Genomic DNA, 25,517 nt, shown 5'->3' on the forward strand with positions numbered 1-25,517 from the left:
CCGCCGTAACGGCCCAGCAGGGCGTCGTGGCCCGGGGCACAGCGCTGCAGCAACGCAGCGAAATGGCGCAGTACCTGGTCGCCTGATTATAATGATTTCATAAATAAGTAATATATTTTCCAGATATATCCATTAAATTACCATCGTTTCTCTATTTTAATTATTTCAATATTTAAAAAACTTCCTTGAAAATTATATATTCATTGTTATGAAAATGGGAGAATAAATATATTGAGGTATATGATTTATAATATAGTTGAAGATTGTTTAAAAATTATTAGATGGTATTGCTCTTATAATCAAATATGATTTTTTTGATTTAATATTTCTTTTTATTAGAATAAGAACGGGGTTCTAGGAAAAAATTATTCACTTAAAATAATGAAATGAAAGATAGAGTGATATTTTTAAATATCTAGGACCATAAGAATAGCCTTGCCAAATCAGCAATGATTTCTTGCGAAAAAAGTGATTGTCGAGAAGGCATGATCCCCCCTATTTTAGTTATAGAAGATGTGAGTTCTAGACAAGTAGGTAATTGTGGATGAAAAAGCAACTGAGTATGACTGTCATGGGAGGTATGGGCGTTTTACTTTCTTCTTATGTACAAGCTGAGTTTTTTAAGGATTCAAGTTCCTCTCTGAAGTTACAGAACTATTATATGGATTCTGATTATCGTGATGAAAAAATAGCTCTACGTCCACAGCAGAGTAAAAAAGAAGAATGGGCTCAAGGGGCGACTTTTAAGTTTAATTCAGGTTTTACCGAGGGGGGAGTAGGTGTTGGTGTAGATGTTATAGCGATGTTAGGTGTTAAATTATATTCTGACCCTGAAACCAGTGGTACAGGTTTATTAGCCGTATCATCTGCCAATATTGCTGGAAAGCCATCCTATGAACATGATGCAAAAGATATTTACTCGAAAGTAGGTGCTGCTGCAAAAATTAAATATGAAAAGAATATTCTAAAATATGGGGCACTTATTCCTGAAGGTGTTCCAGTATTACTTCCTAACGACGCTCGTTTGTTTTCTCAAATATTTCGAGGATGGGATTTTCAATCAACCGAGATTGAAAATCTAAAACTTAAAGCAGGCTGGATAGATCGGGTAAAACAAAGAAACTCGGTAACTTTTGATGACTTAACGATTGATACGACCCGATATAAACAGAATCAGACGAGTGATCATTTCAGTTATGTAGGATTCGATTATCAGTTCAATCCCAATTTGATAGGGACATATTATTTTAGCCAATTAAAAGATAGCTATAATCAGCATTATTTGGGTTTAAAAGCGACTCAGAAATTGGGGGCAGGAAAATTCACGACAGATCTACGCTATTTTAATTCATCTGACTCTGGTGAAGCTTTGGCCGGAAAAATTAATAATCAGATGTATACCTTCAGTTTGAATTATAAATTGAATAGTCATTATTTTAATGCAGGCTATCAAAAAATAGATGGTGGTCAAGCATTACCTTATTTAAATGGCGCAGGGCCATATACACCAACACTTTCAATGGTTAGCTATTTTACGTTGGCGAATGAAAGTACATGGTGGGTCAAATATAGTTATGATTTTTCAAGTTTAGGTTTATCTGGATTATCATTTTCCAATAAATATTTACGTGGTGAAAATGCCAAAGTGAGCAACAGTACCAAGGAACAAAAAGAATGGGAATGGGATAAAGAATTGGCGTATACAGTACAGTCAGGTCGATTAAAAAATCTCTCATTACGCTTGCGCCATGCCACGTTCCGTTCTACGCTCGATCGAGGAATTGATCAAACCCGTGTCATTTTAGCGTATACCTTTCACTTAAAATAGGATGTTAAACATGAAACTCCCTTTTTCAAAAGCAATTGAAAATAATGGTTTTTTATTTCTTTCAGGCGAGGTTCCTATAGATGCTGAGGGTCAAATTCCCGAAGGCATCATGGCACAAACACAACAGGTATTTGAAAATATTAGTCAGACTTTAGCTCGGCATGGTGCACAACTTGCAGATGTTGTCAGTGTTACGGTGTATTTAACCGATAAAACGGACTTTGTCGCATTTAATGAAGCGTATAAAGCACATTTTGTTGAGCCTTATCCAGTACGAACTACAGTGATTGCTGATTTGGTCATTGACGCTAAAGTGGAAATTACTGTCATTGCAAAATTAAAAGGATAAGACATGTCTAAAGAAGTTGTCGTTCTCGGTGCAGGAATGGTGGGCATTTGTACCGCAGTACATTTAAGAAAAAATGGCTATGATGTGACAGTGATCGACCATTCAACGCCGGGGGCTGGAACTTCCTATGGTAATGCTGGAGTCATTCAGCGTGAGGCTGTAGAACCTTATGCTTTTCCACGACAGATACAAAGCCTGATTCGAGTAGGACTAAAACGGGATGCAGCAGTGAATTATCATTTAAGCGCACTGCCTTCTTATGCCTCACCTTTATTTAAATATTGGAAAAACTCCGAGCCTAAAAGTCATCAAGCAATTTCAAAAGATTATGCTGCTTTAATTAGTGTGGCATTGGATGAACATAAGGTACTTATTGCCGAGGCACAAGCCGAGGATTTAATTATTAAGGGAGGGATGGTTCATGCATATCGGACAGAACAGGCATTACAGCAGGGGATTGCCCATGCAGAACATGTTAAACAACGCTATGGTGTAGAAAGTGAGGTTATAAGTCCTCAACAATTTAATGTACTTGAGCCCAATTTAAAAGCGAACCATCCCATTATTGGAGCTGTTCATTGGACACAACCTTGGAGCGTGAATGAGCCGAGTGAATTGGTACAACGTTATGCTCAATTATTGCAAGACTTGGGCGGGCGTATCATTCAAGCAGAAATTTTAGCGTTACAACAGCAGCCATTTTCTTGGAAAGTTTGTACAAATACAGGTGATTTTGATGTGGCTGAAGTCGTAATTGCTTTAGGTCCGTGGTCATCCAAATTTATTTCAGCTTTGGGCTATGAAAATCCAATTCTGATTAAACGTGGTTATCATCAACATTTTACCGATGGTGCAATAATTCATCGCCCAATCTTTGATGCAGAGAGAGGTTATGTGCTTGCACCAATGAAACGAGGTACACGACTGACTACAGGTGCTGAATTTGCCCATTTTTCTGCACCTGCAACGCCAGTACAACTCGAAAAAACACAGCAAGCCGCCTACGACTGGCTTGATTTAGGTCAGGCATTGGATGAGCCAGCATGGTTGGGCGGACGACCATGTAGTGTAGATATGAAGCCTTATATTGGCGCAGCACCACGGCATAAAGGTTTATGGTTTAACTTTGGGCATGGACATCAAGGTTTTACTTTAGGGCCTGCCAGTGGTCGGCTCTTGGCGGAAATTATGATAGATCAGGTTAGATTACTCCCCGATGAGAAAATATTTTCACCTCAACGAATGATGGTTTAATGGAATGTGGATGCGATGCTAAATACTTTAGATAAGAATCAAAATTTAAAAAATGACCCACTGATTGCTGACTTGATTGCATTAAAAGAAACCCATTGGTTTAATCCGCAAAGTGGTTGCTTTGCTGAGGGGCTACCTTATGTTGGGCTGACTGAACAGGATGTTGCTGATGCACACGAACGGCTACAGCGCTTTGCACCTTATTTAATGACAGTATTCCCTGAATTACAGGCTACACAAGGGATTATTGAGTCTAAGTATAAAAATATTTCCGTGATGCAAGCTGTTTTAGAACAACAGTATCAAAGTACGATTTCTGGGCAATTATTAATTAAGTTAGATAGTCATTTGCCAATTTCTGGCTCGATTAAAGCCCGTGGTGGTATTTATGAAGTATTAGCACATGCTGAAAAATTGGCTTTACAAGCAGGTTTACTCAGTCTAGATGAGGATTATCGAAAATTAGCACAGCCTGAGTTATATCAGTTTTTTTCCAAATATAGTATTGCTGTAGGCTCAACTGGTAATTTGGGGCTTTCTATTGGCATCATGAGTGCCAAAATGGGCTTTAAGGTCACGGTTCACATGTCTGCCGATGCACGTCAATGGAAAAAGGACAAACTCCGCGCTAATGGTGTGACAGTCGTAGAATATGCCGAAGATTACGGTGTTGCTGTTGCACAGGGACGGGCATTGGCTGAGCAAGATCCAGATTGTTTCTTTGTTGATGATGAAAATTCAAAAACTTTATTTTTGGGCTATGCAGTTGCAGGGCAGCGCTTAAAACAGCAATTTGAACAAGATGGTGTGATTGTTGATGCGGATCATCCTTTATTTGTCTATTTACCTTGTGGTGTTGGTGGTGGGCCGGGTGGTGTCGCTTTTGGACTCAAGTTGGCTTTTGGTGATGCGGTACATTGTATTTTTGCCGAGCCGACGCATTCGCCATGTATGTTATTAGGCGTATATACAGGATTACATGACGAGATTTGTGTACAAGACTTAGGTATTGATAATTTGACTGCTGCGGATGGCTTGGCTGTTGGTCGGGCCTCGGGCTTTGTTGGTCGGGCGATGCAACGCTTAATAGATGGTTATTACACATTGGATGATCAGCATTTGTATGACATGTTGCGTTGGTTAAATGATGCTGAAGATATTCAATTAGAACCTTCGGCATTAGCAGGAATGTATGGTGCGGTCCTAACATCATCGAATCGGGATTATCATCAGATGCAGGGGCTAACGGAAAAAATGATGAGTCATGCAATCCATTTGGTTTGGGCAACAGGTGGCGGTATGGTTCCTGTAGCAGAATTAGTTCAATACCTTACAAAAGGTACAGTGCAGCAATAGTGTTTACTCTGGGTTGATGAATCACTTATGATGCAAATGAATAGGATTGCTAGAACTTACCATGACTGCCAAAATTCTTCAGGAAACGTCGTTGCGCTACTTTTTAGAGGTGGTTCGTTGTGGTTCTATTGCAGAGGCTTCGGTAAAATTGAATGTTGCATCATCGGCGATTAGTCGGCAGATTGCTCATTTGGAGTCGAATTTAAATGTTTTATTATTTGAACGAAAAACCCGAGGTATGAAACCTACGTCTGCAGGGGAAATTCTGGCAGCCTATGCTTTAAAATTACAACTCGATAGTGAACGTGTTTACAATGAAATTAATGCATTAAAAGGATTAGATAAAGGTAATATTAAAATTTCCTGTTCCACAGGGTTTTCTCTAGATTTTTTACCGACTGTGATTGCTAAATTTCAGAATGACTATTCTGGTATTCAAGTTCTTTTGCATGCAGATAGTGGTAAAAATGTCATTCAGCAACTCAAAGATGGTGTAGCTGATATTGGAGTGACATTTAACCATGTCCCTCAGTCCGATATTTCAGTACTACATCGTTTAAATGCCCCTATTTATTTGATTGTACCTCCACAGCATGAATTGGCTGAAAGAAAGAGTGTTTCCTTACCAATTCTATCAACCATCCGACTGGCTCTACCTCCAAAAGGCATTGTTTTACGTGATGTTTTTGATGTGCGATGTAGTCATCAAGGAGGAGTGATAGAGCCTATCTTTAATTCAAATGCCATGAGTGCCATTTTGTCTTATGTTCTTTCGGGTGGGGCAACACTTTCAACAGAACTGGTTTTAAAGTCGTATTTAAATCGGGGTATTCTCAAGGCAGTGCCATTAAAAGACAATATTCTAAACAATGCTTTGTCAATTGAAGTCTGCAAATTGAGTGGTCGGATCTTACCAGATGCATCTCGTGTATTTTTAGAATATTTATATGATGCCTTGACTGCTGATGATTCTACGATAACAGAACAGTCTTGATGGATATTTCAATATTTTTTGTAAAATAATAATTATAAATAAGTGCTTACATGTTTAAAGGTAAGCACTGTGATGTCTGGAATTTAAACAGCAGAAGCGGTTATCGTATGTGTTTCCTTCGCCAATACACTGTCATTCACAATCCCTGTTTTAAAGTCAGTTGAGGTTTTTAATAGGGCTTCAATATCGACTTTGGGCTGTGCCAAATCATGGTCATATTGGCATTGTTTTTCTAATGCATGGGCGATGCGTAAGAGCTGACAGTCCTGTCTGAAGCCTGCAATCATTTGTAATCCAAAAGGCATATTTAAATGATCTTGCCCTAGTGGAAAGGACAATGCGGGATTGGTCATTAAGGTAACCACATAAGTGAGCGATAACCAGCGATAGTAATTTTCCAGTGGCCGACCATTTACTTCGGTTAGATATAAATCTTTCCATGAAAATGGGCTGACAGGTGTCACGGGGGATAAAATTAGGTCGTATTTTTCATATAATTTTTGGAAGTTTTTAAAATATTGAGTCTGAATTTTATGTGCCCAAACACAATCTGTTAATTTTAGATTTGCACCCATTTCATAATTCATTCGTGGGTTTGGCCCAAGTAAGTTTGGGTCTTTTTCATAAGTGCTCTGTAGACCTGCAACAAATGCTTCTGCACGCAGGACATCAAAACAGCCATGTGCATCAGGTAAATCAAATTGAATTTCTTCGCAGGCGGCAAACATTGGGCCAATTTTTTTAATTTTGTTACGGAACACTTGGCGAATATGATCATCTACTTCGCAGCAGCCAAAATCTTCAGTATAGCCAATACGTAATTGAGATAAATCGATAGGTGGAAGCTGATGGATGTCAGTCGGCATTTGACTGTCATAACTTAGCGGGTCAGTCTTAGAAAGCCCAATTGTCGCAGCCAATTGTAGCCATGTATCCGCTACGGTTCTTCCCATTGGCCCAACAACAGATAGAGCGGTCCAGCCCAATGGCTTACGCTGGCTTGGCACTAATCCAGCAGAAGGGCGCAGACCATAAATTCCACACAGTGCAGCAGGAATTCGTAATGACCCACCAGTATCTGAACCTGTACATAGTGGTGCAAGATCGGCTGCCAATGCAGCAGCAGACCCGCCAGATGAGCCGCCTGCATTTAGTAATGGGTTAAATGGATTACCTGTTGCTCCCCAGACAGGGTTTCGAGTATTGGCACCTGCTCCCATATCAGGCACATTGGTTTTTCCTAAAATAATTGCACCTGCTTGTTTCACTCGTTGCACCAGCTCATTGTCCTGAGTTGGAATGTAATGTTTAAAAGCAAGTGAACCGTAGGTTGTATTTAAGCCTTGAGTATCTTCCAAGTCCTTAATGCCAATCGGTAAGCCGAATAGTAAACCTTGTACTTTTCCTTGCATCATTTGCCGTTCTTGGGTCTTGGCATCTAAAAGTGCTTGCTCATAATTTTTGGCGCAGAACGCATTAATTTTAGGATCAATAGTGATAATTCTATCGATATAGGCCTGTGTAAGTTCAACAGGGGAAATATCTTTATTGGCGATCAGTTGTTTTAGATGGACAGCACTTTGTGTGACCAGTTCACTCATGTTAGCCATGTATGTATCCTAGATTTTACTTAGTTGTTATCTCAGATATTAGTCATTTTATAAATTCTCACAATTAGAATAAATAGAACTTAATGTTGCCAGTTTGGCAATAATTCGGCATGACATTTGCTCTATGAAAAGGTCTATATACAACGGAGTCGTATCTCATGAATTTCTGGAATAAGTACAGAACGGACAGAAATCTGAATTGCCATTTTGGCAATGATATATTGCAGAAAAGACGCTTGAGCAAATAACGAAGCCTACTTATTTTGATGATAGAGAATACAAATTTCACATGAAAAATTGAGTCAATGGAGGTGGGTATGTCGTGGATGAAATCATTAGGTAAACAAAAATATCTGGTTTTTTTACTGCTTTATTTAGGTTGGTGTATTTCGTTTATTGACCGAACTGCCATTAGTATTGGCGCAACGCATATTATTAAGGATTTAAGTATTTCACCTATACAAATTGGTGCCGTGCTCAGTATGTTCTATATCGGTTATACCATCATGCAGATACCTGGTGGTTGGTTGGCAGATAAATTTGGTTCAAAAATTGTGATTTTGATAGCTGTTATTTTATGGTCAGGTTTTACGATGATGACTGGTATGGCTGAATCATTGATGGCACTTTTGATAATTCGTCTGTTGTTTGGTTTAGGCGAAGGAAGTTTTCCACCAGCATCATTTAAAAGTGTTGCAGAAAATTTTGAAGGTAATGGTCGTGCAACGGCATCCAGTGCGATGGTTTCATCCAACTATATTGGCAGTATGATTGCTCCCTTGATTGTTGCTCCGCTCATCATTGCATTTGACTGGCGTAATACCTTTTATATTATTGGTGCAGCTGGGGTGGTTTATGCTGTTTTGTATGCATTATTTACACCATCGACCAAAGCGTTACAACAAAAAGTAGATGTGAGTAAAACAGCCTCTAGTTTAGTGCTCAAAAATAGATATTTATGGACAATCTGTATCATGTGGTTTGGGATCAGTATTGTGAATAAAGGCTTGGATACATGGATGCCAATATATTTAATTCAGGAACGTGGTTTAAACTTAAAAGCTGTAGGTTGGTTATTACCTATACCATTTTTGATAGCAGGTTTAACAACGGCAGCAGGCGGCTGGTTTGTCAATAAGTTCTTTGATGGCAAAGAAAAACGTCTGATTATTCCTTGTTGTATCTTTATGTGTATCGGTCTTTATGAGATGTATTCTGCAACTAGCATTGCTCAAGTAGTGATCGCTCAAGGATTTGTTTACTTCTTTAAATCACTCATTTTTGCTTTGGTGATTGTTTTACCTGCGAAATATTTAGCAAAAGAACAAATGGGGCGAGGTTTGGGAATTATTAATACAGGTGGTATGGCTGCAGGTTTTGTTGCCCCTGTTGTCATTGGTGGATTGGTTAGTTGGTCTGGCTATCAGGCAGTGTTTACCTTCCTCATTTTTGCAGTGTTGTTTTCTCTGGTGATGAGTCTATTTATTAAAAGTCAGGAAAAATTAAATATTACGAGAGAAGTGTTATCTAAAGCATAAAAATACTGAGATATATAAAGTGCTGTCCTTACTAGGCAGCATTTTTATTGGCAGCTGTATGCAAAATTCATTCAGTTTGGAATAGATTTTGCTTTTCTCCTATTCAGCACATCTGATCAAGATGAATTGAGTCCTATAGGAGAAAATAATGCAAAATTGGCGATATACATCAAATAAATTAAAACACCTTGCTCAAGCATGTTTCGCAATTGGAACATTATCTTTGGGCGCAACTCAAGTCAGTCTGGCAGCCGAAAAAGCCGCATTTGTTTATATCGGGCCAACAGGAGATCATGGTTGGACCTATTCGCATGATCAGGGACGAATTAAGGCTGAAAAAGCCCTTGCAGGTAAATTTACCACCTCACATATTGAAAATGTGCCTGAAACTGCCGATGCAGAACGTGTATTTCGTAATTTAGCACAACAAGGAAATAAGGTTATTTTCGGGACATCCTTTGGTTATATGAACCAGATGGAAAAAGTATCACGTCAGTTTCCAAATACGATTTTTATGCATGCAACAGGTTATAAAATCGGTAAAAATTTAGGGACTTATGACGTTCGTACCTATGAAGGTGCATATTTGCTTGGTGTTGTTGCAGGCAGTAAAACGACTAAAAATACATTGGGTGTTGTCGGTTCTTTCCCAATTCCCGAAGTTGTGCGCAATATCAATGCGTTTACTTTAGGGGCGCAAAGTGTTAATCCCAAAATCAGAACTAAAGTGATCTGGGTCAATTCTTGGTTTAATCCTGGCAAAGAACGTGATGCGGCTTTAGCGTTGATTTCACAAGGTGCAGATGTGTTGATGCAAAATACAGACTCTCCCGCAGTGGTTCAGGCAGCACAACAAAAAGGAATTTATGCCTTTGGGTGGGACTCTGATATGAGCAAGTTTGGTGCAAAAGCCCAATTGGCTGCATCAGTGATTCATTGGGAAAAAATCTATGTTCCGTTATTGAATCAGGTTGCCAATAAAACATGGAAACCAAGCAAAATTTGGTGGGGTGTACCACAAGGTGCAATTAATATTGAAAACTTTGGCCCTGCTGTTCCTGCACCGTTAAAAGCGAAAGCACTGGCTGTGCGTGATGCTATTCAAAAAGGTCAGAAACATCCATTTGATGGCCCAATCTATAATCAGTCTGGTACGGTTGTGGTGCCTAAAGGCAAGCGTTTAACCGATGATGTACTCAGTAAAATGAATTTTTATGTAAAAGGTGTTGATGGCGCATTACCAAAATAATCGGCGCGTAATCACTTTTTGAATGCACTCAGAACGCAATGTTTGAGTGCATTTTTTGTGTTTAAAAAAGATGCAATGTGGCACAGAGCTTGCAGTAACAACCCTGAAACAAGATGCATTAAAAAATGTAAAGCAGGTGAGGAGAGGCTGTGTCATGGTCGAAATTCCACGTCTAGAATTAGTTGGAATCAGTAAAAGCTATAACTCATTAAAGGCGAATGATCGTATTAGCCTAACCGTCATGCCGGGTCAAATTCATGCCATTTTGGGTGAAAATGGAGCGGGGAAAAGCACCTTGATGAAGATCATTTATGGCGCAGTAAAAGCGGATCAGGGTGCTTTAATTTGGAATGGAAAAGAGGTTCAGATTGACCGTCCTGCATCTGCCCGAAAGTTGGGCATTGGTATGGTGTATCAGCATTTTTCCTTATTTGAAACACTGACAGTCACTGAAAATATTGCTTTGGGTTTAGATGAGTCGGTGGAACTGAAACAGTTAAGTGAACGAATCAAAACTGTTTCACAGCAATACGGTTTACCGATTGATCCGCGTCGGGAAGTGCATACTTTGTCGGTTGGGGAACGGCAACGGGTTGAAATTATTCGATGTTTATTACAAAACCCATCGCTGCTTATTTTGGATGAGCCGACCTCTGTACTTACACCGCAAGCAGTCAAGCAACTGTTTAAGACTCTCAAACAATTGGCAGCTCGTGGGGTTTCAATTCTTTATATCAGTCATAAATTGCATGAAATTCAGGAACTGTGTGACGAGGCCACGATTATTCGCTCTGGACGTGTCACAGGGACAGTCAATCCAAAAGAAAAAACCACCAATGAGTTGGCAAGTCTGATGATTGGGCGTGCATTACCGACTTATAGTCGTGCGGCATTCACTGGCGAAGCATCTTGTATCTTTCAGGTTGAAGGGTTGAATTTTCATTCTGATGATCCTTTTGCTATGCCTTTAAGTGATATTCGCTTAGCACTGAATCGGGGCGAGATTTTAGGAATTGCGGGGATTTCTGGAAATGGACAAGCGGAATTACTCAGCCTGCTTTCAGGTGAAACCCTGAATAAACATGGCAAAATTATTTTAAAAGGAAAAAATATTGGACAGCTCAATGCAGGGAAACGCCGTGATTTGGGCTTAGGTTTTGTTCCCGAAGAGCGTTTAGGGCGTGGTGCTGTCCCGAATATGACATTGTCGCAAAATGCATTACTTACCGCCTATCGTAAAGGATTAACACATTTCAAACTAATTGATTTTAAAAAAGTAAAAGCATTTACCGAGCAATGTATTGAGCGTTTTAGTGTCAAGGCCAGTGGCGCAGAAGCACAAGCACGGTCACTTTCAGGGGGGAACTTGCAAAAATTTATTGTTGGACGTGAAATTTTGCAACAACCTGAAGTGCTGATTATTTCCCAGCCAACATGGGGTGTTGATATTGGGGCATCCATGTTTATTCGGCAAACTTTAATTGATCTTTCTCGGCAAGGGGTTGCAATTTTAGTGATCTCTGAAGAGTTAGAAGAGTTGTTTGAAATGAGTGACCGTATTGCAGTTTTAGCAGAAGGGAAATTATCAGCACCGATGCGTACAACAGACACCAATGCAGAGCAAATCGGGCTATTAATGTCTGGCCTGAACCATCAGGAAAATACAGTCCACACAACACGAGATGGAAATAGTTAAGGAGTTCGTAATGCATTTATTACAACCACGAGAGCATCCTTCGCGTTTAATGAAATGGCTTTCTCCTGTTATTGCGATTGGTTTGACCTTGATTGCAGGGCTAATTTTGTTTCGCTGTTTAGGATACGCACCGCTTAAAACACTTTATTTATTTTTTATTTCTCCACTCACCAGTATGTATGGCTGGAGTGAACTTGTCGTCAAAGCCAGTCCTCTGATTTTAATTGCGTTGGGGTTATCCATCGGCTTTCGTGCCAAGCTGTTTAACATTGGTGCTGAAGGGCAGTTGACCATGGGTGCTATTTTTGGTGGTGGGGTTGCTGTTTTGTGTTATGGGCACGAAGGCCTGTGGACATTGCCTTTGATGCTGGTGATGGGAGCATTGGGTGGCGCAGTTTGGGGGGCAATTCCTGCTTTACTCAAAACTGTTTTTAATGCAGAAGAAACACTGACTACTTTAATGCTGAATTATGTGGCGAGTTTTGTGCTGTTATATTTGATTAATGGCCCTTGGCGTGACCCAAATGGCATGAACTTCCCACAGTCGGTGATGTTTAGCGATCAAAGTTTATTACCCCTGATGAATGATGCGACACGGATCAATGTTTCCGTTTTTTTAACGCTGTTTCTCGTTATTGTTTTCTGGCTATTTATTAAAAAAAGTATGCAGGCATTCAAATTAGAAGTCAGCGGACAAGCGCCTGATGCAGCAAAATATGCTGGATTTTCCGCAAAAAAAACCGTCTGGTTTAGTTTGGTGTTGTCTGGAATGATGGCGGGGTTGGCTGGTATTTGTGAAGTGGCTGGCCCGATTGGACAGCTCAATCCGAACCTTTCACCGGGATATGGCTATGCAGCGATTATTGTGGCGTATTTGGGGCGGTTAAACCCAATAGGTATTGTTTTATCTGCATTTTTAATGGCACTAATTTATTTAGGTGGTGAAATGGCACAAATGCAGTTGCAACTTCCTGTAGCCATTGCAGGGGTATTTCAGGGTTTATTGCTGATGTTTTTACTGGCGGCAGATGCCTTTATTGAAAACCAGTATCGCTTCAAAAAGAAAAAATCACCCGCTTCTATATTATCCATGCAAGGCTAAGGGGAAAATCATGTTAGAAGTTACCGCAATATTGGCGACCACTGTAGCCGCAGCAACCCCACTTATTTTTGCAGGTTTAGGCGAGTTGGTCGCAGAGCGCACAGGTGTGATTAACCTTGGCGTTGAAGGCATGATGCTGGTTGGGGCGATTGCAGGTTTCGCCTTTTCTACCCAGTTTGAGCTAAGCGTGTTCAGTGCTTTAGGGATAGGTGCTGTTGCAGGCATGTTGATGGCGCTGATTTTTGCGTTTTTTAGTTTATCGCTAAGTACCAATCAGTCTGCCTGTGGTTTGGCACTGACTATTTTTGGAATGGGGATTTCGTCATTTATTGGGCAAAACTATGTCAGTCAGGCTCTACCAGGTTTGGGGGCGATGAATATTCCTGTACTGTCGCAAATTCCTGTTATTGGCCCGATTTTGTTTCAGCAAAACTATGTGGTGTATTTGTCTTTTCTTGCTTTTGTGTTGGTATGGTGGGTGTTGGCCAAAACACGTTTAGGGTTGTTGTTAAAAGCTGTTGGCGAGTCACCAGAAAGCGCACATGCAATGGGCTATAACGTATTGGCAATTCGCTATGCTGCGGTGCTGTTCGGTGGGGCAATGGCAGGTATCGCAGGTGCTTTTTTATCGACGGTTTATACCCCAATGTGGATTGAAAACATGGTGGCAGGGCGCGGCTGGATTGCCATTGCACTGGTGGTTTTTGCGACATGGAAACCTGTACGTTTAATGTTAGGTGCTTATCTGTTTGGTGGCGTTACTATTTTGCAGTTACATGCACAGGCATTGGGTTTAAAAGTGCCGACTGAGTTGTTAGCTGCTTTGCCATATCTCGCAACGATTTTGGTTTTAGTGATGATTTCCCGTGATAAGAAAGTGTTAAAAATGAACTTACCTGCATCGTTAGGGAAAACGTTTTTGCCTTAAGGTTTTCCATTTCGATTTTCTTTGATCTGACGAGAATTAAATAAAAAGTGGTTTTTTGATTAGAAAGGACAATGTGATGAGCAAGCCATCTCAAAAACAAATACTTCATTTTTTGACCAAAGCCAATGATCTTGCAAAACAAACCATGCTTGATGGACATCATCCTTTTGCCGCAATTTTGGTTGCCCCAGACCATGAAACGGTTCTTTTAACCCAAGGGAATATCGATACAGTCAACCATGCCGAAGCGACATTGGCACGTCTTGCTGCAAGCCAATATCCCCCTGAATATTTATGGCAATGCACACTCTATACAACCGTTGAACCGTGTTGCATGTGTTCGGGAACCATTTACTGGGCAAATATTGGCTGTGTGGTCTATGGCATGAGTGAAGCTGCATTGCTTACTTGTACGGGAAACCATGTCGAAAATCCTACGTTGGATATTCCTGCGGCATACGTTTTTGCACACGGTCAAAAATCTGTGGAATTGATTGGCCCTGTAGCAGAGGCTGAATCGGACATTTTAAACGTACATCAACAGTTCTGGAAAATTTAGGATGTGTTGATGTTTCTTTATGGTTTGTGTCGTTGGCTAAAATGACTGAATAAGGAAATTTTAGTCATAATTTTTAAAAATAATGGTTAAAGTTTTATCTAACCCAAACCTTATATACATCCAGCAAGAAAAATATAAGCGACCTTAATAGAATTTTTAGAAAAGTTTAGCCTGAAATTTCAGGATGAATTCAAAGAAAAGAGAAAAATAAGCAAAAATAAATTTTTAAAATATATTTAAATTCAAATTGTTAGATTTTTTCTTATATCAATTTATTGGATAAGTTATCCAGAAAAAGTTTTATCTCTAATTTTCATAATTATTCAAGATTTTCTTGGTTTTGATTGGAATAGAAGTTCTCTATGTTATGGAACACACCTTGTTCAATTTTGTAGAGAGCAGTTTTGTATGAAACATTCTATTTTCTTTTCTTTGTTCGACGCCTTGCCGCAACCAGCTTTTCAAGGCATGGCTCATTTTATGTTTCGTCCTCAACTGATGTGTCGTGCATTCTTTTTCAAAAAAAATTCATTAAAAAATAATTGAGGATGATGGCATGAATACAATTCAACAATGGTCAATTGGAGCTGCAATCGCTTTAAGCTTGGGGTTAAGTGGCTGTGCGAAACAACAATCGACAACGACAACCACAAGTGACACCAAACCTACAAGCAGTAGTTCTGCAAAACTCACGACACTTTCGATTGGGTTTCAGAAGTATGGATTGCTGCCGATTGTTAAAGCCCGTGGTGATTTAGATCAGGCATTAAAAGCGCAGGGAATTCAGGTGAAATGGGTGGAATTTCCTGCAGGGCCTCAATTACTGGAAGGTCTTAATGTTGGTAGTGTTGTTTTTGGCGAGGCTGGTGAAGCACCACCTATTTTTGCACAGGCAGCAAGCCCAAATCTTATTTATGTTGCGAATCAGCCCGCAGCGCCAAAAGCGGAAGCATTGTTGGTTCGTCAGGATTCATCCATTCATTCGGTAAAAGATTTAAAAGGTAAGCGAGTTGTGCTCAATAAAGGCTCAAATGTGCATTATCTTTTATTGAAATTATTACGAGCGAATCATCTATCTTTAAGTGAGATTCATGTCGTTTATTTACCACCAGCCGATGCCCGTGCTGCATTTGAAAAAGGCGCTGTCGATGCTTGGGTTATTTGGGATCCTTTCTTTGCCTCAGCAGAACAACAACTTCACGCCCGTGTTTTAGCAACAGGTCAGAATTTGGTGAGCAACCATCAATTCTATTTATCTGACCGCAATTTTGCACAAAATAACCCACAGGTTTTAAACACGTTAGTCACCGAGTTGAATAAAACGACTGACTGGGTCAAGACCCATCAGGATGATGCCGCCAAACTCTTGGAAAAACAAACAGGATTGGATCTTAATATTCTAAAAACCTCTATTTCTCGGATGGGATTTGGCGTAACACCAATTACCGCACAGGTGGCTCAGGAACAACAAAATGTAGCGGATGCTTTTTATCAGGAAAAGCTGATTCCAAAACAGATCCATATTCAAGACGCCATTTTAAACAACACTGTGAAGTAGCACCAATAAAGCAATCCTGAAAAAGGGAACGTATTCATTACGAAATCTGTTTGGTTAGGCATTCAGGTTTAGACATGATTTAAGAATGAAAGGTAGAACAACATGAAAATTTTTTGGTTTATTCCGACACATGGTGACAGTCGTTATTTGGGAACAAGCAAAGGCGCACGTCAGGTTGATCATGCATATATGAAACAGATTGCGGTTGCAGTTGATAATTTGGGCTATGAAGGCGTACTGATTCCGACAGGGCGTTCATGTGAAGATCCGTGGATCACGGCTGCAAGTCTGATTGATGTGACCAAACACCTAAAATTTTTGGTTGCACTTCGCCCAGGTGTTACAACACCAGCAGTAACAGCACGTATGGCGGCAACCTTTGACCGTTTATCGAATGGTCGTGTATTACTCAACCTTGTGACAGGTGGCGATGAAGATGAGTTACGTGGGGACGGTTTATACGAAGACCATAAAACACGTTATGAAACAGCAAATGAATACGTCACCATTTGGCGGGAGATTTTAAAACGCTCCCATACAGGTGAATCTTTTACCTTTCATGGCAACCGTTTACAGGTGGATGATGCCAAATTGCTTTATCCACCCGTACAAACACCGCATCCGCCACTTTGGTTTGGTGGTTCGTCAGATGTGGCAATTGATTTGGCAGCATCACAAGTCGATACCTATCTGACATGGGGCGAACCACCTGCTGCGGTAAAAGAAAAAATTGAACAAGTCAAAGCAAAAGCAGCAGAAAAAGGTCGGACGCTGAATTATGGGATTCGCTTACATGTGATTGTTCGTGAAACTAATGAAGAAGCATGGGCGGCAGCAAATGCCCTAATTCAACATCTTGATGATGCAACAATTGCAGCAGCACAGAAAAAATTTGCACAAATGGACTCGGTTGGACAGCAGCGCATGGCTGCTTTACATGGTGGGAAACGCGATAAATTAGAAGTTTCACCTAACCTATGGGCGGGTATTGGTCTGGTTCGTGGTGGTGCTGGTACGGCATTGGTTGGTGACCCTGAAACCGTTGCAGCACGTATTCAGGAATACGCTGACCTAGGCATTGGCACTTTTATTTTCTCGGGATATCCGCATCTGGAAGAGTCGATTCGTTTTGCTGAATTGGTATTTCCATTGTTACCACTTGAAACCCGAAAAAAATTGGCACAGCCCAACTTAACAGGGCCTTTTGGAGAAATCATCGCCAATAACTATGTTCCTTCGGATGAAAAAAAAGCATCGCTAGAGGAGGTGGTATGAGTGAAATTGTATTGAAGTCAGCGAGTCGAATCACCCAAGTTTTGAGTGTGATTCGTCAAAGGTTGTTACCGTGGTTAGTGCCGTTGGTGCTCATTGCTGGCTGGCAGTTGGCATCGGTTAGTGGGTTGCTCCAAAGTCGTATTTTACCTGCACCTACTGCTGTAATGAGTGCATTCTGGCATCTGTTGCTCAGTGGTGAGCTTTGGAATGATGTTAAAGTCAGTGCTGGACGGGCTTTGCTTGGTTTACTGGTTGGTGGTGGTTTAGGATTGTTGCTTGGGCTACTTAATGGTTCTTCTAAAGTGGCATCAACGCTATTAGATACGACATTGCAAATGGTGCGTAATATTCCTGCTTTGGCTTTGATTCCACTGGTGATTTTATGGTTTGGAATTGATGAAAGTGCCAAACTTTTTTTGGTGGCGGTTGGGGTGTTTTTCCCGATTTATATCAACACTTACCACGGGATTCGTTCAGTCGATCCGCAGTTGATTGAAATGGGGCAAAGTTATGGGCTAACACGTTGGGAACTATATAAAAATATTATTTTACCGGGTGCAATGCCTTCAATTTTGGTGGGTTTACGCTTTGCATTAGGTCTGGTCTGGGTGCTGCTTATTGTGGCTGAAACGATTTCTGCCCAATCTGGAATTGGTTATATGACCATGAATGCACGTGAATTTTTACAGACAGATGTGGTACTGGTCGGGATATTGCTTTACGCCTTACTTGGAAAACTTGCAGATGTCTTGGCACAACTTTTAGAACGCTATTTATTACGTTGGCATGCAGGCTATCAACAATAATCCGAACAGGAGATTCGCCATGACAAATTTACATATTGCAGCATTGACCCAAGAAAACGAGCAAGCACTTCATTTTTCGCCAGTGCCAGATCAGGAAATACCGCCACAAGGCGCTGAGATTCTGATTCAACAACTGCATAAATATTATGGCAATGTCAGTGTTTTGGAAAACTTAAACTTAAAGATTGCAGCAGGGGAATTTGTTGCTATTGTTGGGCGAAGTGGTTGTGGTAAAAGTACCTTATTACGCCTTATTGCGGGCTTAGAAGAAAGCACACAAGGGCGGGTTGGTTTTCAGGGAACGCACACTTCTCCTATCCAAAACAGTGATATCAGAGTCATGTTTCAAGACCCTCGATTATTACCGTGGAAAAGCATTTTGGACAATGTGCAATTGGGTTTGAAAAAAGACCAGTTGGCTCAGGCAAGTGCATTACTTGAAAAAGTTGGTCTCAAAGAAAAAGCACCGTTATGGCCGAGTCAGCTTTCAGGTGGGCAGCGTCAGCGAACTGCCTTGGCGCGGGCACTCTCGCATCAACCCCGAATATTATTGCTTGATGAGCCTTTAGGTGCGTTAGATGCTTTAACTCGTCTGGATATGCAAAACCTGATTGAAAAATTATGGCGGGAGCAGGGCTTTACAGCATTACTAGTAACCCATGATGTCAGTGAAGCCGTTCAATTGGCAGATCGGATTATTTTGTTGGATAAGGGACATATTGCTGAACAGTTTCAGGTCAACTTACCACGACCAAGACAAAAAGGTGTCGCATTTGCAGCCTTAGAACAACAAGTCCTCTCAGCCGTTTTAGCAACCTGAACAAAAAATTGAACGTGAATAAAATTTGAAAAATAAGTTTGGATAAGCCATGTGATGGTTCTTATTTTTGAAGTACAACGCACGGTTTATTTGTAAGCCAAAACGTACAGTAATTAGAGAAATTGTCGGCTATGCCTGTGTGTTGATCTGACCTAATATGAACTCATCAGGAACAGGAAGTTCCAGAACATAAAACAAAAACGATAAGTTCTTGCATCAGGACGTGAGGGATGACAGGAGTTGACCCTAGTAACCAAATCTAAAGAAGCTCGACAGGATGTCGGGCTTCTTTATTTTCATATTAGAAACGGTATGTAGCGCCAAACTGGAAAGTACGTGGCTCACCCGGATAAGAAAACAACATATAACTGCTTTCATCATAGCGTTTGTTGAAAATATTCTTCACATCCAGATTAAAGCGCAGTTGATCATTGACTTTGTAATACGCTAAAGCATCGGTCACGCTATAGCTTTTGAGTTTAAAGTAATACGTTCCATTTTGCCCATAACGCTGCCCGATATAACGCTGATTGACTCCGAGTCCTAAACCAGAGAATGTCCCGCTTTTAAACTCGTAAACACTTAATACATTGAAACTGTTTTTTGGAATATTCTGCAAAGGGCGACCTTTTAATTGTGGATCTTTGGTCACTTTTGCATCGGTATAACTATAACCGCCTAAGACTTTCCATGAAGGTGTGAATTGACCTGCAAGGTTCAGTTCAAAACCTTTGCTTTCAGCCTCGCCAATGGTTTGATATGAATATCCTAATGCACTGTTGTCTACGACTTGAGATAAAACATCCTTTTTCTTGGTGTAGTAAACTGCACTTTGTAGAGACAATTGATCATCGAACAACTGCCATTTAGAGCCTAATTCATAGACAATGCCTTTTTCAGGATTATTTGCCTGATCCTGACTAAATTCACCCGGAATTGGCAGGAACGAAGTACTGATATTGCCATATACCGACCAATCAGGTGTCATTGCATAACTTAAGCCAAAACGAGGTAAAACAGCATCGGTATTCTTTTTCCAGAACTTTGCGTTTGTCGTATTATCTTGTTTATAGTGCTCAACACGTAAACTCATCAGTGCTTTTAATCGACTGGTTAAATCAACTTGGTCTTGCACAAAAGCCGCATAGCTGGTGAGGTTTTCTCGACCTGTATAGAACGGATTTAGTGTTGGTAATGTCTGGTTCGATGCTGGATTAAAAGGGTTCACCGAAAGATTGGCGTTACCAGCATTACGGTTGATCACGGCCTTATAGTCGTAGTCTTCGTATTCAATTCCTGTCAGTAAAGTATGCTCAAGTCCCCACAGATTAAAATGACCTGTGATATTGGCTTGAATATCTTTATCGATCCAAGATAATTTTCGCCAGCTATACCCCATCGGAATATTGCTGTTACCATCCACATCACTACCACGAGGTTCTAAGGCATAACCATGAACATCGCCATTGATGTATTGCGCCCCAACATTTAACTTCCAGTCATCATTAAGTTGATGTTCGACTCTAAATTGATAGGCATCATTAGCACTATATAAACGATTACGTTCTTTGCCTGTTTGCCAAAAATAGGTTTTTGCATCGAACTGCGGATAATTTTGGTGTGGATAATGGGTAAAACCTTTGTCATAAGGTTGCTGGTTACGTAAAAGATCCGCTTCAAAAGTAATTTTGGTTTGGTCTGTTGGCTGCCATTGCAACACAGGGGCAATGTCATAGCGTTTGACATGAACATCATCACGGAAAGTTTCACCACCTTCGCCCGCCACATTTAAACGATAAGTCAGTGTTTTATCTTGATTGATTGCACCTGTGGTATCGAGTGTCCCGCGATAAGTACCATAATTATTTCCCTGCAAACCGATAGTGGTTTGACGTTCCTTTTCAGGTTGCTTGGTGACGATATTAAAGGTACCACTTGGGTCACTTCGACCATACATGGCAGAAGATGGTCCACGTATCACATCAATACGCTCAATGTTACTGCTGTCGGGAATCGCAGGATATCCACGATTGATCGGGAATCCATTTCTGAAAAATTCACCACTGGAAAAACCACGAGAGGTATATTTTGCTAAGCCTTGTGCACCAAAGTTATTGGATATGCCGACACCCCCCGCCACATTTAAGGCATCCAGTACACGAGAGGCTCCGATATCCTCTAATACGCCTTGACTCACCACTGAAACAGATTGAGGCGTGTCCTGAATGGCAGTTTGAGTCCGTGTTGCCGAGCTTGAGTTTTTTTGTAAATAGGCCTCAGGATTATTCTTTTGTTCAGCAGAGATGGTAATGCTTGGCAGCGTAATCGTATCTTCTGCAACGGCATATTGAGAAAGGACGACTGACAATATGCTCATGGTCAATAAATTGAGTTTCACACAAAAAATCCTTTGTGATGTGATAATGTTTCTCAATATTATTATTGTTTGCATAAAAGATAAATCAATTTATAGTCGTAGATGGATTCATTTTTACCAGTGTGAGGGGATTGCGTAAGCCAAAACGTACATTAATTAGAGAAATTGTCGGCTATGCCTGTGTGTTGATCTGACCTAATATGAATTCATCAGGAACAGGAAGTTCCAGAATATAAAACAAAAACGATAAGTTCTTGCATCAGGACGTGAGGGATGACAGGAGTTGACCCTAGCAACCAAATCTAAAGAAGCTCGACAGGATGTCGGGCTTCTTTGTTTAATAGGAAAACTACTACATATTGAAGATTAAATAGATTGCCTAAAGCACTGCTCCAAAAGCTTATGGATTTTTAAGTCTTTATTAACATGGTGTTGGGAAACAATAATTTCTCTAAATAAATTTTCATCTTCTAAACTGAAATATTTTATATTCTTCTGGTTTTTTAGCCATAAACCAGCTTTGGGAATAATGGATACACCCAAGCCTAATTCAACCATTTTGACAATTGCATCAATTTCGTCTAATTCAAAGGTGATATCGACATTTATTCCCTTTCTAAGCAAAAACTGAAATACTTTCCTACCATCTAGTGAGTTCTGGTCATAACCAATTAATTTGTTATTTAAAAGGCATTCAATGTAATTTTGATAATGAAATTGAGATGAGTAAATAAGTACGAAAGGTTCCTGATATAAGGGATAAGAATAAATCTCTTTGGGCAACAAGAAATTAGGCTTAACTGTGATAGTAAGATCAAGTTCTTTATCTATTAATGATGAAAGTAAAAGTGTTGAAACACCAGGTATAACTTTGATTTCACCATTTTTGTTATACTTTTGGAATAATGAAAATGCTGTAGGAAGTAAGCCAATTTGAATGGTATTAATCACACCTAATTTAACTTTTCCAAAATTAAGTTCTAAATTTGATGAGCCTCTTAGATTGTCATACATTGCAATGATTTTCTTACTTTCATCTACAATATTTTTTCCTGAATCCGTTAGCGTAACGGAATGGGCTGATCGATTGAATAATTTGATATTTAGGTTTTCTTCTAAATTTTTAATTTGTGAACTAACAGCAGAAGTTGTAACTCCAAGATGAATAGCTGCCCGAGCAAAGGAGCCTTGTTTCACAATAAGAATAAAAGTCTTTAGTTCTTTAATCATAGTTTTAGGTTAGAAAAAATTTAATCTAAGATTGGTAATTTTATATCAAGAGTATAAAAAAATTAATCTAAAATTTGTGTTCATATTTTGATTTCTGGAATAAGGCATGGAACATTTATATTCATTTATTACAATTTGCATTGTTCTTGTGATATCACCTGGACCAAATACATTCCTGATTTTTAATACTGCTGCCTCAATTGGAAAAATAGATGCAATAACTAAGATTTTGGGTTTAATTACAGCAACCTATATACATGGTTTGTTATCTTTATTTGGTATATCATTGATTATACTAAAATCATTTTTACTATTTAATATCGTTAAGTTGATAGGCGCATCTTATTTGTTATATCTAGGTATTAGATTTATTCGTTCTATTTTTATCACCAATAATGAAATAATAAGACCTAGCATACTCAAAAAAACAATTTATAAGAATTTTCAGGAAGGTTTTTTGACTCAGATTTTAAATCCCAAAGTATCTATGTTCTATTTAGCTGCTTTTCCACAATTTATTAATTTTAAAAATAAAGATTACATTGATGATGGATTAATACTGATTTCAGTTCATGCAATCACTATCGTAATATGGTTTGTATTCATGACATTTTTTATTGGAATTTTTTTGAGGAAAAAAGGTGATCTGAAATTGATGAAGTCCATAACATTAATGTCTGGATTATTCCTGATGTACTTTTCCTTTTTACTAGTCATGCAGCCATTACCTCACTGAGTAGATTCTAGAGTTATAGGTAGGGTGTTATCTAAAGAAGCTCGACAGGATGTCAGGCTTCTTTGTTTTAGGTAAAACATTGGCAGAAGATACGGATTGTTCTACACTTTAAAAATATATAACTTCGAGAACAATAGGAAAGTGTATGAATGCACAACAAAGAAAGCAAAAAATGAGAAGTGAAGAAGATCAATTATCGCTGGATTTAATTGAAGCTCAGTATGATTTAAAAGACAGTCGAGGAACAGACCACGCCAAAAGCTTATTGATTATTGTCAGTGGAATTGAATTGGCAGGGAAAGGCGAGGCGGTGAAACAATTAAGAGGCTGGGTAGATCCACGACATTTACATGTAAAAGCAAAACCAGCACAACTTCTGGATATGAAACAAACCTTTTGGGAACCCTATGCCAAAGCCATTCCAAGTGAAGGTGAAATGTTTGTCCTGTTTGGAAACTGGTACAACGACCTACTTAAAACAGCAATGCATGTGGCAAAACCCTTAGATGAGACCTTGTTTGAATCTTATATTCAACAGATGCGCCAATACGAACAGGATTTAAAACAAAACGATGTTCATGTGGTCAAAATCTGGTTTGATTTGTCGTGGAAATCGCTACAAAAGCGTTTAGATAATATGAATGCCTCTGAACAACAGTGGCATAAACTGCATGGACTAGATTGGCGCAATAAAAAAGAATATGACACGATTCAAAAACTTCGTCAGCATTTTACTGACGACTGGATTATTATCGATGGTGAAGACCAAAAAGAAAGTAATAAGCAGTTTGCACGGCATGTTTTAGCAGCGTTAAAAGATTTGCCAAAACACAATGGCACCGTTGAACATGAATGGCGACAAGCCGCAATTCCTGAACAACTTTTAAATATTCAAGACATGCCACTAGAGAAGTCAGCATATAAAAAAGAACTTAAAAAACTAACGATTAAAGTTGCCAATGCGATGTTGCAGAACCAGCGCCGTGTCGTTATTGCCTTTGAAGGAATGGATGCTGCGGGGAAAGGTGGGGCAATCAAACGGATTGTTAAAAAATTAGACCCTCGAGAGTATGAAATTAACAGTATTGCCGCACCTGAACCCTTTGAATTACGTCATCCGTATTTATGGCGTTTTTGGACAAAACTTGAGGACAATACCAACTTTATTAATATTTTTGACCGCTCATGGTATGGGCGGGTTCTGGTCGAAAGAATAGAAGGTTTTGCCAAACCTTATGAGTGGCAACGTGCATACGATGAAATCAATCGCTTTGAAAAAGATTTAGTCGACACTCAAACGGTTGTTATTAAAATCTGGCTGGCGATTAGTAAGGATGAACAGGAAAAACGCTTTAAAGCCCGAGAAGAAACACCTCGTAAGCAATATAAAATTACCGATGAGGACTGGCGTAATCGGGCGAAGTGGGATGACTATCTAAATGCCGCAGCAGATATGTTTGAACGAACCAGTACGTCATATGCACCGTGGTATATCATCGCAACAGATAATAAACGCCAAGCACGACTTGAAATTTTACGGGCTATTTTAAAACAGTTAAAAGCCGATTAACTGTTTTAGAGCAGCCCGAGGGTTGATGTTTAGGCTTCTTGAACATCAACCACATGTGCTTTTTGTTTAAGCTGAATTCGTTTTGCCAGTTGATAGCAATCATCCACATGGGCTGCTGCAATCTTTTTAAAGACCACATACCCCAGACCTGCGGCAATGAGTTGTCCACCAAGCGGAATAAATTTAGTGACTTGCTTGGTGAGCATTTTACTAATAAAACCATTGAGCGATTTTTTAACCCCTGTACGTGCCACCATTAAACCTGAAAATTGAATTCCACGTTTGCGAAGTTCGTGCCAATGGATCTCTTTGGTTTTTGGATCAAATACACTGACATGGGCCTCATCAAGGCCAAATTGTTGATTAATTTCGGGAATAAGCTGAGTTAAGATGCCAACATCCACCACAACATCAAAAAAAGGAATAGGTACAATGGCCGCACCTGCTGAAAAATAGGCCCGTTTTTGAATGAGCGCTAAACAGTCACGACGTGCTTGTTCTAGATTAAGATTTGGATCGATAGAATCTGGTATATTATCAATTTTCATTCAGTCAAACCTGAGTCTTGTAATGAGTTGTATTTAAACCTAAAAAATAGGCGCTGTGCAGCATTTCATGTTTTAAAATGTCAATAAATTTGAATCTTAAAAAGATGTTATAAGGTTTGTGCTTAAAAATCACA

The 25,517-nt window shown here is 39.7% G+C and carries 21 protein-coding genes; 17 read left to right on the plus strand and 4 right to left on the minus strand.

Going from position 1 to position 25,517, the window contains the following annotated elements:
- Nucleotides 1-544 precede the first annotated feature (544 nt).
- From ABDV70_RS11815 to ABDV70_RS11835, 5 genes are all read left to right on the plus strand, one after another.
- Nucleotides 545-1,828 (plus strand): OprD family outer membrane porin, encoded by a 1,284-nt coding sequence (locus ABDV70_RS11815; protein ID WP_343597982.1) that lies wholly within the window; start codon nucleotides 545-547, stop codon nucleotides 1,826-1,828.
- A gap of 10 nt (nucleotides 1,829-1,838) precedes the next feature.
- The gene (locus tag ABDV70_RS11820; protein ID WP_343597983.1) at nucleotides 1,839-2,177 is read left to right on the plus strand and encodes a RidA family protein; all 339 of its coding nucleotides are present in this window, start codon (nucleotides 1,839-1,841) and stop codon (nucleotides 2,175-2,177) included.
- Between the two features lie 3 nt (nucleotides 2,178-2,180).
- Entirely contained in the window at nucleotides 2,181-3,431 is a 1,251-nt protein-coding gene (locus tag ABDV70_RS11825; RefSeq protein ID WP_343597985.1) for an FAD-dependent oxidoreductase, read from the plus strand.
- A 15-nt stretch (nucleotides 3,432-3,446) separates the two neighbouring features.
- Nucleotides 3,447-4,787 carry a D-serine ammonia-lyase gene (gene dsdA / locus ABDV70_RS11830; RefSeq protein WP_343597987.1) on the plus strand — a complete coding sequence of 447 codons (1,341 nt, stop codon included), beginning with the start codon at nucleotides 3,447-3,449 and terminating at the stop codon, nucleotides 4,785-4,787.
- 61 nt (nucleotides 4,788-4,848) lie between these two features.
- A complete protein-coding gene (locus ABDV70_RS11835) occupies nucleotides 4,849-5,781 on the plus strand; it encodes a LysR family transcriptional regulator (protein ID WP_343597988.1) in 933 nt (310 codons plus the stop codon).
- Nucleotides 5,782-5,864: 83 nt separating this feature from the next.
- On the opposite strand, the gene ABDV70_RS11840 is transcribed toward ABDV70_RS11835, so the two are convergent.
- Complete coding sequence (locus ABDV70_RS11840) at nucleotides 5,865-7,391, minus strand: amidase (protein ID WP_343597990.1); 1,527 nt, start codon at nucleotides 7,389-7,391, stop codon at nucleotides 5,865-5,867.
- A gap of 317 nt (nucleotides 7,392-7,708) precedes the next feature.
- Between ABDV70_RS11840 and ABDV70_RS11845 the strand changes: the two genes are divergently transcribed.
- The 10 genes from ABDV70_RS11845 (at nucleotide 7,709) to ABDV70_RS11890 (ending at nucleotide 18,922) form a co-directional block, all read left to right on the plus strand.
- Entirely contained in the window at nucleotides 7,709-8,929 is a 1,221-nt protein-coding gene (locus ABDV70_RS11845) for an MFS transporter (RefSeq protein ID WP_343597991.1), read from the plus strand.
- 148 nt (nucleotides 8,930-9,077) lie between these two features.
- On the plus strand, nucleotides 9,078-10,178 hold the full coding sequence (locus ABDV70_RS11850; protein ID WP_343597992.1) for a BMP family ABC transporter substrate-binding protein: 1,101 nt from the start codon (nucleotides 9,078-9,080) through the stop codon (nucleotides 10,176-10,178).
- A gap of 154 nt (nucleotides 10,179-10,332) precedes the next feature.
- Nucleotides 10,333-11,874 (plus strand): ABC transporter ATP-binding protein, encoded by a 1,542-nt coding sequence (locus tag ABDV70_RS11855; protein ID WP_343597994.1) that lies wholly within the window; start codon nucleotides 10,333-10,335, stop codon nucleotides 11,872-11,874.
- 10 nt (nucleotides 11,875-11,884) lie between these two features.
- Complete coding sequence (locus ABDV70_RS11860; RefSeq protein WP_343597996.1) at nucleotides 11,885-12,976, plus strand: ABC transporter permease; 1,092 nt, start codon at nucleotides 11,885-11,887, stop codon at nucleotides 12,974-12,976.
- A gap of 7 nt (nucleotides 12,977-12,983) precedes the next feature.
- A complete protein-coding gene (locus tag ABDV70_RS11865) occupies nucleotides 12,984-13,904 on the plus strand; it encodes an ABC transporter permease (RefSeq protein ID WP_343598039.1) in 921 nt (306 codons plus the stop codon).
- 76 nt (nucleotides 13,905-13,980) lie between these two features.
- Complete coding sequence (locus ABDV70_RS11870) at nucleotides 13,981-14,463, plus strand: nucleoside deaminase (protein ID WP_343597998.1); 483 nt, start codon at nucleotides 13,981-13,983, stop codon at nucleotides 14,461-14,463.
- A 556-nt stretch (nucleotides 14,464-15,019) separates the two neighbouring features.
- The gene (locus ABDV70_RS11875) at nucleotides 15,020-16,021 is read left to right on the plus strand and encodes a sulfonate ABC transporter substrate-binding protein (protein WP_343598000.1); all 1,002 of its coding nucleotides are present in this window, start codon (nucleotides 15,020-15,022) and stop codon (nucleotides 16,019-16,021) included.
- 102 nt (nucleotides 16,022-16,123) lie between these two features.
- Nucleotides 16,124-17,296: an FMNH2-dependent alkanesulfonate monooxygenase gene (gene ssuD / locus ABDV70_RS11880; protein WP_343598002.1), complete on the plus strand. Its 1,173-nt coding sequence runs from the start codon at nucleotides 16,124-16,126 to the stop codon at nucleotides 17,294-17,296.
- Nucleotides 17,293-18,102 carry an aliphatic sulfonate ABC transporter permease SsuC gene (ssuC, locus tag ABDV70_RS11885; protein ID WP_343598003.1) on the plus strand — a complete coding sequence of 270 codons (810 nt, stop codon included), beginning with the start codon at nucleotides 17,293-17,295 and terminating at the stop codon, nucleotides 18,100-18,102. Before ssuD ends, ssuC begins: the two co-directional genes overlap by 4 nt.
- Nucleotides 18,103-18,121: 19 nt before the next feature.
- Nucleotides 18,122-18,922 (plus strand): ATP-binding cassette domain-containing protein, encoded by an 801-nt coding sequence (locus ABDV70_RS11890; protein ID WP_343598004.1) that lies wholly within the window; start codon nucleotides 18,122-18,124, stop codon nucleotides 18,920-18,922.
- A gap of 301 nt (nucleotides 18,923-19,223) precedes the next feature.
- On the opposite strand, the gene ABDV70_RS11895 is transcribed toward ABDV70_RS11890, so the two are convergent.
- Together ABDV70_RS11895 and ABDV70_RS11900 are read right to left on the minus strand one after the other, a co-directional pair.
- Nucleotides 19,224-21,320 carry a TonB-dependent receptor gene (locus tag ABDV70_RS11895; RefSeq protein ID WP_343598006.1) on the minus strand — a complete coding sequence of 699 codons (2,097 nt, stop codon included), beginning with the start codon at nucleotides 21,318-21,320 and terminating at the stop codon, nucleotides 19,224-19,226.
- A gap of 345 nt (nucleotides 21,321-21,665) precedes the next feature.
- The gene (locus ABDV70_RS11900) at nucleotides 21,666-22,529 is read right to left on the minus strand and encodes a LysR family transcriptional regulator (protein WP_343598007.1); all 864 of its coding nucleotides are present in this window, start codon (nucleotides 22,527-22,529) and stop codon (nucleotides 21,666-21,668) included.
- A 106-nt stretch (nucleotides 22,530-22,635) separates the two neighbouring features.
- On the opposite strand from ABDV70_RS11900, the gene ABDV70_RS11905 reads away from it, so the two are divergent.
- Nucleotides 22,636-23,265, plus strand: coding sequence for a LysE family translocator (locus ABDV70_RS11905; protein ID WP_343598008.1), 630 nt, complete (start codon nucleotides 22,636-22,638; stop codon nucleotides 23,263-23,265).
- Nucleotides 23,266-23,410: 145 nt separating this feature from the next.
- A complete protein-coding gene (locus ABDV70_RS11910; RefSeq protein ID WP_343598009.1) occupies nucleotides 23,411-24,835 on the plus strand; it encodes a phosphate--AMP phosphotransferase in 1,425 nt (474 codons plus the stop codon).
- A gap of 29 nt (nucleotides 24,836-24,864) precedes the next feature.
- Here the strand turns inward: ABDV70_RS11910 and ABDV70_RS11915 are convergent, their stop codons facing one another.
- On the minus strand, nucleotides 24,865-25,383 hold the full coding sequence (locus ABDV70_RS11915; RefSeq protein ID WP_343598010.1) for a hypothetical protein: 519 nt from the start codon (nucleotides 25,381-25,383) through the stop codon (nucleotides 24,865-24,867).
- Between the last annotated feature and the right edge of the window lie 134 nt (nucleotides 25,384-25,517).

It is taken from the genome of Acinetobacter sp. (genome assembly GCF_039596015.1).
Classification (GTDB): Bacteria; Pseudomonadota; Gammaproteobacteria; order Pseudomonadales; family Moraxellaceae; genus Acinetobacter.